This window comes from Sphingopyxis sp. LC363 (assembly GCF_000756385.1).
GTDB lineage: Bacteria > Pseudomonadota > Alphaproteobacteria > Sphingomonadales > Sphingomonadaceae > Sphingopyxis.
Genome location: NZ_JNFC01000023.1, coordinates 30,717 through 45,390, shown reverse-complemented (window position 1 = coordinate 45,390; position 14,674 = coordinate 30,717). Strand labels below are relative to the sequence as shown.

Here is a 14,674-nt window from a genome sequence, read left to right as displayed (position 1 = left end):
AGGCCGGGGTCTCACCGGTGCGCTATGGCGATAAGGCGAGATCCCGGCCTTCGCCGGGATGACGAATGGCGTAATGCTCACCGTCCCGCATGATAGAAATCATGCACCGCCTGCGCGACCGCGGCGCTGACGCCCGGCGCCTTGCGCAAATCCTCGAGGCTCGCGCCGCGCACCGCGCGTGCGGTGCCGAAGTGCATCAGCAGCGCCTTCTTGCGCGCGGGGCCGATGCCCGGAACCTCGTCGAGCGGCGACGATCCCATCGCCTTCGCGCGCTTCTGCCGATGGGCGCCGATCGCGAAGCGGTGCGCCTCGTCGCGCAGCCGCTGGATATAGAAGAGCACGGCATTGTTCGGCGGGAGCGTGAATTCGCGCCCGTCGGGGTGATAAAAGGTTTCGCGTCCGGCATTGCGGTCGGGGCCCTTGGCTACGCCGACATAAGTGAGGTCGTCGATGCCGAGTTCGGCGAGCACCGCGCCCGCCGCCGAGACCTGCCCCTTGCCGCCGTCGATCAGCACAAGGTCGGGCCATTCGCCCTTCGTCCGCTCGGGATCTTCCTCGATCGCGCGCGCGAAGCGGCGCTGGAACACTTCGCGCATCATCGCGAAATCGTCACCCGGCTGCGTTTCGGGCCGCTTGATGTTGAACTTGCGATAGGCGCCCTTGATCCAGCCCTCGGGGCCCGCGACGACCATCGCGCCGAGCGCATTGGTCCCCTGGATATGGCTGTTATCGTAAATCTCGATTCGCCGCGGCGGATTTTCAAGGTCGAACAGCTCGGCCAATTCGCGCCCGAGCTTTGCCTGGCTGCTGCTTTCGGCGAGGCGCCGGTCGAGTTCCTCGCCGGCATTGCGCACCGCCTGTTCGAGCAGGCGGCGGCGGTTGCCGCGCTGCGGCACGCTGATTTCGACCCTCCGGTTCGCGCTCTCGCCCAGCGCTTCGGCGAGCAGCGCGCATTCGTCGGGCTCGCGGTCGACGAGGATCGTCTTCGGCGGCGGCACCCCTTCGTAGAATTGCATCAGGAAGCTTGCCATCACCTCGCTCTCGGGCACGCCCGCGACATGCGCGGGAAAAAAGCTGCGGTGCCCCCAATTTTGGCCGCCGCGGATGAAGAAGCCCGCGATGCACAGCTGCCCGCCCTTCGCCGCGAGCGCGAACACATCGGCGTCGCCGAGCCCGTCCGCGTGGACCGACTGGCTGCCCTGGATGAAGGTCAACGACTTCAGCCGGTCGCGGATCACCGCTGCCTGCTCATAATCCATTGCCTCGGCCGCCTGCGTCATCGCCGCGCCCAGCCTTTTCTGCACCGCGGTCGAACGCCCTTCGAGGAAATCCTGCGCGTCGCTCACCAGCCCGGCATAATCCTCCTTCGAGATGCGGTCGACGCACGGCGCGCTGCACCGCTTGATCTGATAGAGCAAACACGGCCGCGAGCGGTTGGCGAAGAAGCTGTCGGTGCAACTGCGGAGCAGAAAGGTTTTCTGCAGCGCATTGAGCGTCTGGCCCACCGACCCCGCGCTCGCGAACGGACCATAATAACGGCCCTTCGCACGCCGCGCGCCGCGATGTTTCTGGACGCGCGGAAAATCATGGTCGGTGCGCAGCAGGATGAAGGGGAAGCTTTTGTCGTCGCGCAGCAGTACATTGTAAGGCGGGCGGTAACGCTTGATCAGCTGCGCTTCGAGCAGCAGCGCCTCGGCCTCGCTGACCGTCGTGACAATCTCCATCGCGCGCGTCTGCGACACCATGCGCTGGAGCCGCTGCGGCAGTCGCGCGACCTGCGTGTAATTGGTGACGCGATTCTTGAGCGCGCGCGCCTTCCCTACATAGAGCACGTCGCCGCGCGCATCGAGCATGCGATAGACGCCGGGGCGCGTCGGCAGCTTGCGCACGACGCTGCGGATCGCCTCGGCGCCGCGTTCGAGGTCGGGCTGGTCGCCCTCCGCGTCGCCGCGGATCACATAGGTCGCTTTTTCTTCGTTGAATCGGTCGGGAGCATTCGGGCGGGCCATGATTTTGCATGTAGGCGATGGCGATGCGACCCGCCATAGTGGGCGAGGTAAAACATGGGAGGGGTCTTATGGAATTACGCGGCAAACTGGCTCTCGTTACGGGCGGCAGCGACGGCATCGGGCGCGAGATCGCCCTGCAATTGCAGGGCGCGGGCGCCGACGTTATCGTCACGGGGCGGTCGGCGGAAAAATTGCGGGCGATGGCAGGCCTCGGATTCGGAACGATCGCGGGCGATCTCTCGACGCCGGCGGGGGTCGATGCGGTCGTCGAGGGCGTGGCGGGCAAGCCGCTCGCGCTGCTCGTCAACAATGCCGGGGTCGGCAGCGAATATGAACTGGACCGGCCCGAAACGCTGGACAGTGCGGCGCATTGCATCCGCACCAACCTCGATGCGCCGATCGCGTTGTGCACCCGGTTGCTGCCGGTGCTTCGCGCGCAGCCCGAAGCCGCGATCGTCAACGTCACCTCCGGCCTCGCGATCGCGCCGCGCGCGGGCGGTTCGGTCTATTGCGCGACCAAGGCGGGGCTGCGCAGCTATACGCAGGCGATCCGCCATATGCTGAAGGACAGCAATGTTCGGGTGATCGAGGCGCTGCCCCCGGTGGTCGAAACGAACATGACCGCCGGCCGCGCGGGCAGGAAGATGAACGCGCATGACTGCGCCGCCGAAATCGTCCGTGGCATCCGCACCGGCAAGAGCGAGGTCAACGCCGGGATGGTGAAGCTGCTCCAGCTGGTTCACAGCATCTCGCCCGCGCTCGCGCGGCGGATCATGATCCGGTTTTGAGGCGGCTCAGCGTCTGTTTTGGGGTGGGAAGCTGTCGTCCAGATCCTCCCCTTTGCGCAGCAATGGGGAGGTGGCAGCCCGCAGGCTGACGGAGGGGTCGACGCCGTCAGGCGTCGATGCAAGGCCAGCCCCCTCCACCACCGCTTCGCGGAGTGTAGGGTTGGATTGCCCCCGGCAATCCAAGTCCAGTCCGGGGGACTGGACGACCCAACACTCCCCCTCCCCAGCGCTTCGCGATGGGGAGGATCGAGCGGCCGCAACCGGTCGCCAGCCGCCACTAGCCGTGCGGCTTGATCAGATATTTCTCGCCCGTGCGCTTCGCATTGTAAGCCTGAGCCGTATCGAGGTTTAGCGCCTCAGTCAGCGACACTTCATGGCTGTAATGGCTCTTGAACGTCGTCGTAAGTTCATCGACCACCCGTTTGCGCATCCGTCCGACAACTTCCGGCCCCGCCTTCGCCATGAAAGGCGTCAGCAGGAAACCGCCGAGCGCCCATGTCAGGCCGAAGCTCCGCGCCGAGAAGGTCGTCGGCGACAGGTCGAGCGCGCCGTAGATATAAACCTGCTTGAACGTGTCCGAGCCATAGCGGCTGTAGCTCGTCATCCGCTTGACCGCGGCGGCTTCCATCGCGGTCAGGATCTGCCCCGCGAGCTTGCCGCCGCCGGTCGCGTCGAAACCGAGCGTTGCGCCCGTCTCGACGATCGCGTCGATCAGCCGATCCATGAAATCGTCGGCGCTGCTGTTGACGATATATTTGGCGCCGATGCCCTTCAAAATTTCGACCTGCGCGTCGCTGCGCACGATGTTGACGAGCGGGATGCCGTCCTTTGCGCAAATCTTGACGAGCATCTGGCCGAGGTTCGACGCCGCGGCGGTGTGGACGATCGCGCTGTGGTTCTCCATCCGCATCGTCTCGGTGAACGCGAGGCTGGTCAGCGGATTGACGAAGCAGGAGGCACCGTCGGCGGGGTCGGTGCCGTCGGGCAGCGGCATTACCATCTGCACCGGCAGGCAGCGATATTCGGCGTACATCTCGCCGCCAAGCAGCGCGACGGTCTTGCCGAGCAGCGCTTGCGCTTCGGGCGAATCCCCCGCCGCGACGACGGTGCCGCATCCTTCGTTGCCGATCGCGAGCGCGTCACCGATACGGCCGCCCATCGCGCGCATCCCGGCGGGCGGGACATCGGCGGTGATGACGGGCAGGCCGTCGCGTGTCGATGCGCGCGCGGTCGACATGTCGGCGCCGCCGAACAGCAGGCCAAGATCCGACGGGTTGATCGGTGCGGCGAGGACCTTCACCAGCACTTCGTGCGGCTTCGGCACCGGCATCGGACGACGCTCGAGCGATACTTCGAGCTGTCCTTCGGGCTTCACGAGCGTCAGCATGGTGAGGTTGGTTTCAGGCAGGTCGGTCAACATGCGTCTCCCGTGTTCGGTTTCTCGATGAAACCGAAATAGGGCACCATGATCACGCTGGCAATCGCCGCCGCGAAAAATGCGGCGGACGATTGCCCGCATCCCGGCCGTGCCGCCCTCACACCAACCGCACCGAGATCCCGCCATCGGCGATCATCGGGCTTCCCGTCATGAAGCTCGACCGATCGGACAGAAGGAACAGCGCCGCCTGCGCGATCTCGACGGGCGCCGCCATCCGTTTCATCGGGTGCAATCCGGCGATAAACTCCAGAGCCGCCGGGTCCCCTTCGCCCCCGGCCGGCGTGATCGTGCCGCCGGGCAACAGCGCATTGACCCTGATGCCCTCGGCGGCATGGTCCGATGCCAGCGACCGGGCCAAACCGATCAGTCCCGCCTTGGATGCCGCATAGGCGCCCATGCCCGGCATCCCGCCGTTGCTGAAGCCCACGAAGGACGAGGTGAAGACGATCGAGCCCCGCCCGCGCGCCTTCATCGCCGGTATCTGCGCCTTGGCCGCCAGAAAGGCGGCCGTCAGATTGACCGACATCACATCGGTCCAGTTGTCGATGGCCATATCGGGGACGGGCTGCATTTCGCCTACGATACCGGCATTGTTGAACGCGCCGTCCAGTCCGCCGAACGCCTTTCCAGCAAGATCGACGAGCGCCGCGGCATATCCCGCGTCCCTCACGTCGCCGGCGAGGAACACCGCCCGGTCGTCGGCTTTGTTAATCGACGCTGCAAGGGCCTCGAGTTCGGCGCCGCGACGCGCGCCGAGCACCAGATTCGCCCCTTCGGATGCGAACAGCTTGGCCGCCGCCGCACCGATCCCGCTGCTCGCGCCGGTGACGATGATGGTCTTGTTTTCGAGTTCCATGACGTGCCTTTCCTGACATTGGTCATGGCGGTCTATGGACGCGGCGGAGAGCGCGGCGACCCGATTCTTGCGCTCAAATCGCCTTTCGCCGAAACAGGGCAGCGACGCCCGGCGCTAGCCCGCGGGAGAATATTCCGCGGCGAGGCGCAGCACGCCGGTCGCCAGTTCCTTACGGCAGATCAGCAGGTCGGGCAGGTAGGTATCGGGATTATTGTAACGGATCGGCGAGCCGTCGACGCGGCTGACGTGCAGGCCCGCGGCCTGCGCGACGGCGACGGGCGCGCAATTGTCCCATTCATATTGGCCGCCGGTGTGGAGGTAGATATCGGCTTCGCCGCGCACGACCGCCATCGCCTTGGCCCCCGCCGACCCCATCGCGAGCAGTTCGGCGCCAAGCCTGTCGGCGACAAACACCGCTTCCGCCGCGGGACGCGTCCGGCTGACGAGCATTTTGAGCGGCTGGTTCGCGGGCTGGAGTGATACGGGAGCAGCCGACGTCAGCGTCAGCCCGAGCCCCGGGAGCGCAACCGCGCCGACCGCCGCGATGCCATCTACCGCGAGCGCAACATGCACTGCCCAATCGTCGCGGCCCTCGCCATATTCGCGCGTGCCGTCGAGCGGATCGACGATCCAGACGCGGCGTTGCCCGCAACGCGCGATATTGTCCTTTTCCTCTTCGGACAAAAGCGCATCGTCGGGACGTGCGGCGCGAATCTCGCGGCAGAGCAGCGCATTCGCCTGCTCGTCGCCCGCTTTTCCGAGCGCCTTGCCCTCGAGCTCGCCCTTTGCACGCAGGTCGAGCAGGATGCGGCCCGCGGCCGTCGCCAACCGCTCGGCGAGTTGTTCGTCGCTCTCTCCCACGCGTCCCCCTTAACCCAGTAGCCGATCGATGATCAGGTCCGCCGCCTCTTCGGGCGTCATCGCGGTCGTGTCGATACGAATTTCGGGATTCTCGGGTGCCTCATAGGGGCTGTCGATGCCGGTGAAATTCTTGAGCTGGCCCGCGCGCGCCTTTTTGTAGAGGCCCTTCACGTCGCGCTTCTCGGCCTCGGCGAGCGGGGTGTCGATGAAGATTTCGAGGAACTCGCCTTCGGGCAACATGCCGCGCACCATTTCGCGTTCGGCGCGGAAGGGCGAGATGAAGGCGGTGATGACGATCAGCCCCGCATCGCTCATCAGCTTCGCAACCTCGCCGACGCGGCGGATATTCTCGATCCGGTCGGCCTCAGTAAAGCCGAGGTCGCGGTTGAGCCCGTGCCGGACATTGTCGCCGTCGAGCAGGAAGCTGTGCCGGTTCATGCGGTGCAGCTTCTTCTCGACGAGGTTCGCAATCGTCGACTTGCCCGACCCCGACAGGCCGGTGAACCAGAGCAGCGCGGGGCGCTGGTTCTTGAGGTTCGCGCGCATGTCTCGGTCGATGTCGGTCGCCTGCCAATGAACATTCTGCGCGCGGCGGAGGCTGAAGTGCAGCATGCCCGCCGCCACCGTGGCGTTGGTCAGCTTGTCGATCAGGATGAAACCACCGAGCGTGCGGTTGTCGGCATAGGCCTCGAAGGTGATCGGCTTGTCGGTCGACAGTTCGACAACGCCGATGCCGTTGAGTTCGAGCGTCTTTGCCGCGAGATGATCGAGCGTGTTGACGTTGATCTCATATTTCGGCGCCTGCACCGTCGCCGAAACGCTCTGCGTCGCGAGCTTGAGCCAATAGGCGCGGCCCGCGATCATCGCCTCGTCGGCCATCCAGACGAGCGTCGCCTCGAACTGGTCCGCCGCCTCGGGCGGCGCATCGGCGGCGGCGATGACGTCGCCGCGCGAGCAATCGACTTCGTCGGCGAGGGTCAGCGTCACCGACTGGCCCGCCACGGCTTGATCGAGGTCGCCGTCGAGGGTGACGATGCGGTCGACCGTCGTGGTCTTGCCGCTCGGCAGAATGCGTACGGCATCGCCGGGCCTGACCCGGCCGCTCGCGAGTTGGCCAGAGAAGCCGCGGAAATCGAGGTTCGGGCGGTTGACCCACTGGACCGGCAAACGGAACGGCTTCGCTTCATCGGCGGCGCTGCCGACCTCCACATTTTCGAGATGCTCGATCAGCGCCGGCCCCTTGAACCACGGCGTATTGTCCGAGAGCGCGGTGATATTGTCGCCCTTGAAGCCCGAGATCGGGATCGCGGTGAAATTGGTGATGCCGATCTCGCTCGCGAAGGCGCGGTACGCCAGCGTGATGCGGTCGAACACCGCCTTGTCATAATCGACAAGGTCCATCTTGTTCACCGCGAGTATGATATGCTTGATGCCGATCAGGTGCGCGAGGAAGCTGTGGCGGCGCGTCTGCGTGAGGACGCCCTTGCGCGCGTCGATCAGGATCACGGCGAGGTCGGCGGTCGAGGCGCCGGTGACCATGTTTCGCGTATATTGTTCGTGCCCAGGAGTGTCGGCGACGATGAACTTGCGCTTCTCGGTCGTGAAAAAGCGATACGCGACGTCGATCGTGATCCCCTGCTCGCGCTCGGCGGCGAGGCCGTCGACGAGCAGCGCGAAATCGATCTCCTGCCCCTGCGTGCCGACGCGCTTGCTGTCGGCTTCGAGCGCGGCGAGCTGATCCTCGAAGATCATCTTCGAGTCATAGAGCAGGCGCCCGATCAGCGTCGACTTGCCGTCGTCGACCGAGCCGCAGGTGATGAACCGCAGCAGCGACTTCTTTTCGTGGCCCGCCAGATAAGCGTCGATGTCCTCGGCGATCAGCGCGTCGGTGACGTAAACAGGATCGGTCATCAGAAATACCCCTCCTGCTTCTTCTTCTCCATGCTGGCGTCGCCGCCATCCTTGTCGATGATGCGGCCCTGCCGTTCACTCGTGGTGGTCAGGAGCATTTCCTGGATCACTTCGGACAGTGTGCGGGCCTCGCTCTCGACCGCGCCGGTGAGCGGATAACAGCCGAGGGTGCGAAAGCGCACCGAGCGTTCGACGGGCACTTCGCCGTCCTTGAGCGGGAAGCGATCGTCGTCGACCATCAGCAGCAAGCCGTCACGCTCGACCGTCGGACGCGGCGCGGCGAAATAGAGCGGCACGATCGGGATATTCTCGCGCGCGATATATTGCCAGATGTCGAGCTCGGTCCAGTTCGAGATCGGGAATACGCGGATGCTTTCGCCCTTCGCCTTGCGCGCATTGTAGAGGTTCCAGAGCTCGGGGCGTTGCTTCTTGGGATCCCAGCCGTGGCTCGCGGTGCGGAAGGAGAAGATGCGCTCCTTGGCGCGGCTCTTTTCTTCGTCGCGGCGCGCGCCGCCGAAGGCGACGTCGAAGCCGTGGAGATCGAGCGCTTGCTTCAGCCCCTCGGTCTTCCACATGTCGGTGTGGAGCGGACCATGGTCGAACGGATTGATCCCGCGCGCCTTTGCTTCGGGGTTCTGGTAGACGATGAGTTCCATACCGCTCTCGGCGGCCATGCGGTCGCGCAGCTCATACATCGCCTGGAACTTCCACGTCGTGTCGACGTGGAGCAACGGGAACGGCGGCGGCGAGGGATAAAAGGCCTTGCGCGCGAGATGGAGCATCACCGCGCTGTCCTTGCCGACGCTGTAGAGCATCACGGGCTTGGTGGCATCGGCCATCACTTCGCGCATGATATGGATGCTCTCGGCCTCGAGCCGGTCGAGATGCGTCAACTCGGACGACAACAAACTTCGTCTCCTCACACTTCCGCCGTGCGCCAGCGGAATAGGCTATTTCAAATTCCGTCATACGTCCAAACGGACGGGGTGGATGAGGCCGCCGTAGCTCCGCGCGACGTTGGCGGGCAAACGTTATGGCCTTTCGGCGCTGCAAGCCAGACTTGGGAGGTCTCGCGTCAGGCAGCGGCGTCGACCCGCGACCGGCGCCATTCGGCCGCGATTGCACCGATCGTTTCAAGCGCATGCGCAAGGCGCGGCGCCACCTCGGGCAGCGCACGCCACGCCGGAGCGAGCAGCAGCCCGAGTTCACGGCGAAAGTCATAGCCCGCGACCTTGAGCGGAACGATGCCCTCGATCGCGAGCGACATCGGCGCGGTGGTGATGCCGACGCCGGCCGCGACCATGCGCAGGCAGCGCTCGTCGCTTTCGCTGCGCAACGCAAAGCGCGGACGAACGCCGTGGCGCGTGAAGAAGCGGCTCGTCGCGCCGAGAAATTCGCACGAGCGGCGCGCGATCATCGTCTCGGCGGCGAGTTCCTCGGGCCCGACCTCGATCCGCCCCGCGAGCGGATGGTCCGCCGCGACGAACATCGCAAGCGGTTCCTCGTAGAGCGGCACGACATGCTCGCCGCGCTCGCCATCGCGCAGCGGAACAAGCGCCATATGGAGCCGGCCGCTGCCCAGCGCCGAGCGTAGCTCGGAATCACTGTTTTCGACGAGTTCGATCGAAAAGCCCGGGCGCAACGCGGCGGCGATCGCCTGCAGCAATTCGCCCGGCGCCGAGCGGATGATGCCGAGCTTGAGTTCGACCGCCTGCCGGTCGGCGTCGCGGCCGAAGCCGTCGGCGGCGCGAAAGCCGCGTTCGAGGTCGCGCGCGATCGGCAGGAAGCGCCCGCCCGCCTCGGTCAGCCGGATCTGGCGGCGGTTGCGGATGAAGAGCGGGGTGCCGACGAGCTTTTCGAGTTCGGCGATCCCGGTCGACAGCGCCGGTTGGGTCACGCGAATGCGGAGCGCGGCCTGCGTGAAACTGCCCGCGTCGACCACGGCGAGGAATTGGCGGATGTGCGCACGTTTAATCATAGATTTTACTTATGATAAATGTGCATTCGTTTCAATTTCCCTATGATTGAATTTTGATGCACACTCGCGCGCAATCCCGCCCTCCGTCGATAGGTCCCCCATGCGCGCCACTCCCGATTTCGACTTCGCGCTCGGCGAAACCGCCGAGATGATCCGTGACACCACCGCCCGCTTCGCCGACGAACGGATCGCGCCGCTCGCCGCCAAGGCCGACGCGCAGGACTGGTTTCCGCGCGACGAGCTGTGGACGGCGATGGGCGAGCTTGGCCTGCACGGCATCACCGTCGAGGAAGAGTTCGGCGGGCTCGGGCTCGGCTATCTCGAGCATGTCATCGCGGTCGAGGAAGTGAGCCGCGCGAGCGCAGCGATCGGCCTTTCCTACGGCGCGCACTCGAACCTTTGCGTCAACCAGATCCGCCGCTGGGGCAACGCCGCGCAAAAGGCGAAATATCTCCCCAAGCTGATCTCGGGCGAGCATGTCGGCAGCCTTGCGATGTCCGAAGCGGGCGCCGGCAGCGACGTCGTGTCGATGAAGCTGAAGGCCGACAAGGTTCAGGGCGGCTACGTCCTCAACGGCACCAAATTCTGGATCACCAATGCGACCTGCGCCGACACGCTGGTCGTCTATGCCAAGACCAGCCCCGAAGCGGGATCGCGCGGCATCACCGCCTTCCTGGTCGAAAAGGACATGCCGGGTTTCGCCATCGGGCAAAAGATCGACAAGGTCGGTATGCGCGGCTCGCCGACCGCCGAGCTTGTCTTCACCGACTGCGAAGTGTCCGAAGAACAGGTCATGGGGCCCGAGAATGGCGGCGTCGGCGTGCTGATGTCGGGGCTCGATTACGAACGCGTCGTGCTCGCCGGGCTCCAGCTCGGTATCATGCAGGCGTGCCTCGATACGGTCATCCCCTATGTTCGCGAGCGCAAGCAGTTCGGCAAGCCGATCGGATCGTTCCAGCTGATGCAGGCGAAGGTCGCCGACATGTATGTGATGCTCCAGTCGGCGCGCTCCTATGTCTATAATGTCGCCAAGGCATGCGACGCGGGGCAGACGACGCGCTTCGACGCCGCGGGCGCGATCCTGCTCGCGAGCGAGAATGCCGTGAAGGTCGCGGGCGAAGCGATCCAGGCCTTGGGCGGCGCGGGCTACACCAAGGACTGGCCGGTCGAACGCTACTGGCGCGACGCCAAGCTGCTCGACATCGGCGCGGGCACGAACGAGATCCGCCGCATGCTGATCGGCCGCGAACTGATCGGCGCCGGCGCGTGATCTGGCTCTGGCTGTCGACCGCCTTCATGGTGACGACGGCCGGGGTTCATTCGGTGCTCGGCTATCGTCGGATGATGGTGCCGTTGTTGCGCGGCGAGGCGGGCTCGCTTGCCGACCCGCTGACGCGCCGGATCATCCGCTTCGCATGGCATGCGACGTCGGTGCTGATGCTTATTTCGGCGGCAGCGGTCGCATGGCCCGGCACGCCCAAGGGTGTATTGATCGTCATCGGCGGCGGATGGCTTGCCTCGGGGCTGTTCGATGCCGCCTATACGAAGGGCCGCCATGTCGCATGGCCGGCGCTCGCCGGCGCGGGCATCCTTGCCTTGATCGGCGCGTTGGCATGACCATGCGCGGGCTCGTCCATCACATTGACCTGACGGTCGCCGACAAAGAGCGGTCGCGTCCATTCTATGACGCTGTGCTTGGCTTCCTCGGCTATCGCCGCTCGGCCGACGACGAGCGTGGCAGCGACTGGGACCGCGACGGGGAGCCCTTCCATTCGATCGGCATCGTCGAGGCGCGGGGTGACGGAGCCGCGAGGATACACGACCGCTATTCGCCGGGTCTGCATCACCTCGCATGGGCGGCGGAGAGCCGCGAGGACGTCGACGCGCTGCACGATCTGCTGCGCGGCATCGGCGCGACGATCCTCGACGCGCCCGCCGACTACCCGCGTTACGGCCCAACCTATTATGCGGTCTTTTTTGCCGATCCCGACGGGCTGAAGCTTGAGTATGTTTTCGGGGCAACAAGCGCATGACCGAATTTCGCGTCACCGGTTTCGATCATATCGTGCTGTGCGTGCGCCACGTCGCCGCGACGCGAGATTTCTACGAGCGCGTTTTGGGCATGACCGCGCGCGAGGAGCGGCCCGGCAAATATTCGCTGCAATTCGGCGAAAACAAGATCAGTCTTCAGGATGCCGCCAACAGCCCGACCATCGCGCGCGATACCGTGCCGGGCAGCGGCAATTTCTGCCTGCTCAGCGATACGCCGGTGGCTGAATGGCGGGCGCATCTGGAAGCACAGGGCGTTGCCATCATCGACGCGGGATTGCGCGACGGCGCGACCGGGACGATCGACTCGCTCTATTTCCATGATCCCGACGGCAATCTCGTCGAGGTCAGCAATCTGGTCGATCGCCGGTGAGCCAGGGGCTGCTCGACATCCTGCAATATTATGGCGCGGGGGCGGCGACGCTCGCAGCGCTGCTCGTTTCGCTCAACCTCGGGCGGCGCTGGACCGGCTGGGCGTTCGTCATCTTCGTGACGAGCAGCCTCGCACTGATCGGCTGGGGCTTCCTGCAACCCGACAGCGAGGGCATCGGGTGGCAGAATATCGCCCTGCTCTGCATCAACTGCGTCGGCGTCTATCGCTATCTGGTCCTGAAGGAAAAGCCCGGCGAGCCGGCGAGCCAAGGCGGGACCGACTAAGTGCCCCGCCCTTGCCCGTCATCAGCCCCAGACGCGGACGCGCTTGTCGGGCGCGAGGTAGAGCTTGTCGCCTTCCTTGACGTCGAACGCCTTGTACCAGGCGTCGAGGTTGCGGACGGTGAGCGCGCGGTAATTGCCAGGTGCGTGGCCGTCGGTCGCGACGCGCGCGCGAAGCGCCTCGTCGCGCATCTTGGTCGCCCAGGTCTGCGCATAGGCGATGAAGAAGCGCTGGTCGCCGGTGAAGCCGCCGATCACCGGCGCTTCCTTGCCGTTCAGCGACGCGCGATACGCGTCATACGCCGCCTGAAGACCCGCGACGTCGGCGATATTCTCGCCCAGCGTCAGCTTGCCGTTCACCGCAAGGTCGGGGAACGGCTTGTAGCTGTCATATTGCGCGGCCAGCACCGACCCCGCTTCCTCGAACTTCTTGAGGTCGGCGGCGGTCCACCAATTGCGCAGCGCGCCGGTCGAGTCGAACGCCGCGCCATTATTGTCGAAGCTGTGGCTGATCTCGTGGCCGATCACCGCTCCGATCGCGCCGTAATTATAGGCCGGGTCGGCCTTGGCGTTGAAGAAGGGCGGCTGGAGGATCGCGGCGGGGAAGTTCAGCGCGTTCTGCACGGGCAGGTTGACCGCGTTGACCGTCTGCGGGGTCATCCACCATTCGGCCTTGTCCATCGGCTTGCCGATCTTCGCGAGCTGGTGGGCATATTCGGCCTTCTCGCCCGCAATCTCGTTCGCATAGGCGTCGGTCGCGCTGACGCTGTAGCTGCCATAGTCGCGCCAGCTTTCGGGATAGCCGACGCCGACGACGATCGTTTCGACCTTCTTGATCGCTTCCCTCTTGGTTTCAGGCGCCATCCAGTCAATGCCGTTTACGCGCGTCGCAAACGCCGCCTTGATCCCCTTCACCATGTCGCCGACTTCGGCTTTGGCGGAGGCGGGGAAATATTTCTCGGCATAGACGCGGCCGACCGCGTCGCCGAGGTCGGTGTTCAGCGCGTCGAGCGCGCGCTTGTCGCGGCTGCGCTGCTGCGGTGTGCCCGCAAGCGTCGTGCCGTAAAAGGCGAAGTGGGCATTGTCGATCGCGCTCGGCAGCACGTCGCTATGGCTGTTGATCTGATGGAACGTCAGCCAGTCCTTCCACGCATCGAGCGGCTCCGACGCCACAAGCGCCGACAGGCCGGTGATCGCGTTCGCGTGATAGGCACCGAACTTGCCGGCCTTGTCGAGTCCGGCCGCAGCGAACCAGGCGCCCCAGTCGATGCCCGGCGCTTTCTTGGCGAAATCGGCCTTCGTCCAGACGTCGGCCGATTGGGTAAAGTCCTCGCTCTGTTCGCGGCTGGCGTGCGCGCGCGCGATCTTGAGTTCGAGGTCGTAGATGCGCTTGGCCTTCGCCGCCGCGTCGCTCTGCCCCGCCGCGCTCAGCAGCTTTTCGATATAGGCCTGATAGTCGGTGCGGATCTTCGCCATCTTGGGGTCGGACGACAGATAATATTCGCGCTCGGGAAGCCCGAGGCCGCCCTGCAGCATATAGGGAATCACGTCGCCCGGCGTCGCGAGCCCCTGTGTCACGAAGATGCCGAAGAGATTTTCGGTGCCGAAATCGGTGGCGTTGAGGGGGTCGACGTCGGCGCGGGTCTGTTCGCCGAGGACCCTCGACAGCGCCGCCTTGTCGGTGATCGCGGCGAAGCGCGCGAGGTCGGCGGCGACCGGTTTGATACCCGTCGCGTCGATCGCCTGGGTGTTCATATAGGCCTTGTAGAAGGCCGCGATGCGCCCTTCGTCGGTGGTCGGCTCGCCGCCCTTCTGGACGATCGCGCCGACGAGTTCGCGGACGCGCTTCTCGGTTTCGAGGAAGGCGATGTAGAAGGCGCCGATCGACGAACGGTCGGCAGGAATCTCGGTCGTTCTTTGCCAATTGCCGTTGGCATAGGCGTAAAAGTCGTCGCCGGGCTTTACGCTCGTGTCCATCGCGGCCTTGCTGATCCCGAGTTCGGTGCCGACAGTGTAGCTGGCGTCGGCCTGGTCAGTCTGGTCGCCCTTCGAACAGGCGACGGGCCCCCCGACGATCGCGGCGGTCGAAAGCAAGATGGCGAAGACGGCTTTTTTCATGGGAATGACCTT

Annotated in this window: 14 protein-coding genes; 6 read left to right on the top strand and 8 right to left on the bottom strand. The window is 65.3% G+C overall.

Going from position 1 to position 14,674, the window contains the following annotated elements:
- Positions 1–77 precede the first annotated feature (77 nt).
- Complete coding sequence (gene uvrC, locus FG95_RS09850; RefSeq protein ID WP_037555591.1) at positions 78–2,009, bottom strand: excinuclease ABC subunit UvrC; 1,932 nt, start codon at positions 2,007–2,009, stop codon at positions 78–80.
- A 68-nt stretch (positions 2,010–2,077) separates the two neighbouring features.
- Here uvrC and FG95_RS09845 point away from each other — a divergent pair, with 68 nt between their 5' ends.
- Positions 2,078–2,797: an SDR family oxidoreductase gene (locus FG95_RS09845; RefSeq protein WP_037555590.1), complete on the top strand. Its 720-nt coding sequence runs from the start codon at positions 2,078–2,080 to the stop codon at positions 2,795–2,797.
- Positions 2,798–3,074: 277 nt separating this feature from the next.
- On the opposite strand, the gene FG95_RS09840 is transcribed toward FG95_RS09845, so the two are convergent.
- The 6 genes from FG95_RS09840 to FG95_RS09815 all read right to left on the bottom strand — a co-directional run bounded on the left by FG95_RS09840 (position 3,075) and on the right by FG95_RS09815 (position 9,841).
- A complete protein-coding gene (locus tag FG95_RS09840; RefSeq protein WP_081933097.1) occupies positions 3,075–4,214 on the bottom strand; it encodes a zinc-binding dehydrogenase in 1,140 nt (379 codons plus the stop codon).
- Positions 4,215–4,332: 118 nt separating this feature from the next.
- Entirely contained in the window at positions 4,333–5,091 is a 759-nt protein-coding gene (locus tag FG95_RS09835) for an SDR family oxidoreductase (protein WP_037555588.1), read from the bottom strand.
- Between the two features lie 114 nt (positions 5,092–5,205).
- Positions 5,206–5,952 (bottom strand): 3'(2'),5'-bisphosphate nucleotidase CysQ, encoded by a 747-nt coding sequence (locus tag FG95_RS09830; RefSeq protein WP_037555587.1) that lies wholly within the window; start codon positions 5,950–5,952, stop codon positions 5,206–5,208.
- Positions 5,953–5,961: 9 nt separating this feature from the next.
- Positions 5,962–7,863 carry a sulfate adenylyltransferase subunit CysN gene (cysN, locus tag FG95_RS09825; RefSeq protein ID WP_037555586.1) on the bottom strand — a complete coding sequence of 634 codons (1,902 nt, stop codon included), beginning with the start codon at positions 7,861–7,863 and terminating at the stop codon, positions 5,962–5,964.
- On the bottom strand, positions 7,863–8,714 hold the full coding sequence (gene cysD / locus FG95_RS09820) for a sulfate adenylyltransferase subunit CysD (RefSeq protein WP_052182283.1): 852 nt from the start codon (positions 8,712–8,714) through the stop codon (positions 7,863–7,865). Before cysD ends, cysN begins: the two co-directional genes overlap by 1 nt.
- A 224-nt stretch (positions 8,715–8,938) precedes the next feature.
- Positions 8,939–9,841, bottom strand: a complete 903-nt coding sequence (locus FG95_RS09815; RefSeq protein ID WP_052182265.1) for a LysR family transcriptional regulator — start codon at positions 9,839–9,841, stop codon at positions 8,939–8,941.
- A gap of 100 nt (positions 9,842–9,941) precedes the next feature.
- On the opposite strand from FG95_RS09815, the gene FG95_RS09810 reads away from it, so the two are divergent.
- Genes FG95_RS09810 through FG95_RS09790 form a run of 5 tightly spaced genes read left to right on the top strand, consistent with a single transcriptional unit; the run spans position 9,942 to position 12,547 of the window.
- The gene (locus tag FG95_RS09810; RefSeq protein WP_037555584.1) at positions 9,942–11,111 is read left to right on the top strand and encodes an isovaleryl-CoA dehydrogenase; all 1,170 of its coding nucleotides are present in this window, start codon (positions 9,942–9,944) and stop codon (positions 11,109–11,111) included.
- Entirely contained in the window at positions 11,108–11,458 is a 351-nt protein-coding gene (locus FG95_RS09805) for a hypothetical protein (RefSeq protein WP_052182264.1), read from the top strand. Before FG95_RS09810 ends, FG95_RS09805 begins: the two co-directional genes overlap by 4 nt.
- A complete protein-coding gene (locus tag FG95_RS09800) occupies positions 11,455–11,874 on the top strand; it encodes a VOC family protein (protein WP_037555583.1) in 420 nt (139 codons plus the stop codon). The genes FG95_RS09805 and FG95_RS09800 overlap by 4 nt, the downstream gene beginning before the upstream one ends.
- Positions 11,871–12,263, top strand: coding sequence for a VOC family protein (locus tag FG95_RS09795; RefSeq protein ID WP_037555582.1), 393 nt, complete (start codon positions 11,871–11,873; stop codon positions 12,261–12,263). Before FG95_RS09800 ends, FG95_RS09795 begins: the two co-directional genes overlap by 4 nt.
- Positions 12,260–12,547 (top strand): hypothetical protein, encoded by a 288-nt coding sequence (locus tag FG95_RS09790; RefSeq protein ID WP_037555581.1) that lies wholly within the window; start codon positions 12,260–12,262, stop codon positions 12,545–12,547. Before FG95_RS09795 ends, FG95_RS09790 begins: the two co-directional genes overlap by 4 nt.
- Before the next feature lie 21 nt (positions 12,548–12,568).
- Here the strand turns inward: FG95_RS09790 and FG95_RS09785 are convergent, their stop codons facing one another.
- The gene (locus FG95_RS09785; RefSeq protein ID WP_152567619.1) at positions 12,569–14,662 is read right to left on the bottom strand and encodes a M13 family metallopeptidase; all 2,094 of its coding nucleotides are present in this window, start codon (positions 14,660–14,662) and stop codon (positions 12,569–12,571) included.
- Positions 14,663–14,674 lie beyond the last annotated feature (12 nt).

What these genes read in the sequence shown, in the direction of transcription:
- uvrC (WP_037555591.1), bottom strand. Translation starts at nt 2,009, where the DNA reads ATGGCCCGCCCGAATGCTCCCGACCGATTCAACGAAGAAAAAGCGACC.
- FG95_RS09845 (WP_037555590.1), top strand. Translation starts at nt 2,078, where the DNA reads ATGGAATTACGCGGCAAACTGGCTCTCGTTACGGGCGGCAGCGACGGC.
- FG95_RS09835 (WP_037555588.1), bottom strand. Translation starts at nt 5,091, where the DNA reads ATGGAACTCGAAAACAAGACCATCATCGTCACCGGCGCGAGCAGCGGG.
- cysN (WP_037555586.1), bottom strand. Translation starts at nt 7,863, where the DNA reads ATGACCGATCCTGTTTACGTCACCGACGCGCTGATCGCCGAGGACATC.
- cysD (WP_052182283.1), bottom strand. Translation starts at nt 8,714, where the DNA reads ATGCGCGAAGTGATGGCCGATGCCACCAAGCCCGTGATGCTCTACAGC.
- FG95_RS09815 (WP_052182265.1), bottom strand. Translation starts at nt 9,841, where the DNA reads ATGATTAAACGTGCGCACATCCGCCAATTCCTCGCCGTGGTCGACGCG.
- FG95_RS09810 (WP_037555584.1), top strand. Translation starts at nt 9,942, where the DNA reads ATGCGCGCCACTCCCGATTTCGACTTCGCGCTCGGCGAAACCGCCGAG.
- FG95_RS09800 (WP_037555583.1), top strand. Translation starts at nt 11,455, where the DNA reads ATGACCATGCGCGGGCTCGTCCATCACATTGACCTGACGGTCGCCGAC.
- FG95_RS09795 (WP_037555582.1), top strand. Translation starts at nt 11,871, where the DNA reads ATGACCGAATTTCGCGTCACCGGTTTCGATCATATCGTGCTGTGCGTG.
- FG95_RS09785 (WP_152567619.1), bottom strand. Translation starts at nt 14,662, where the DNA reads ATGAAAAAAGCCGTCTTCGCCATCTTGCTTTCGACCGCCGCGATCGTC.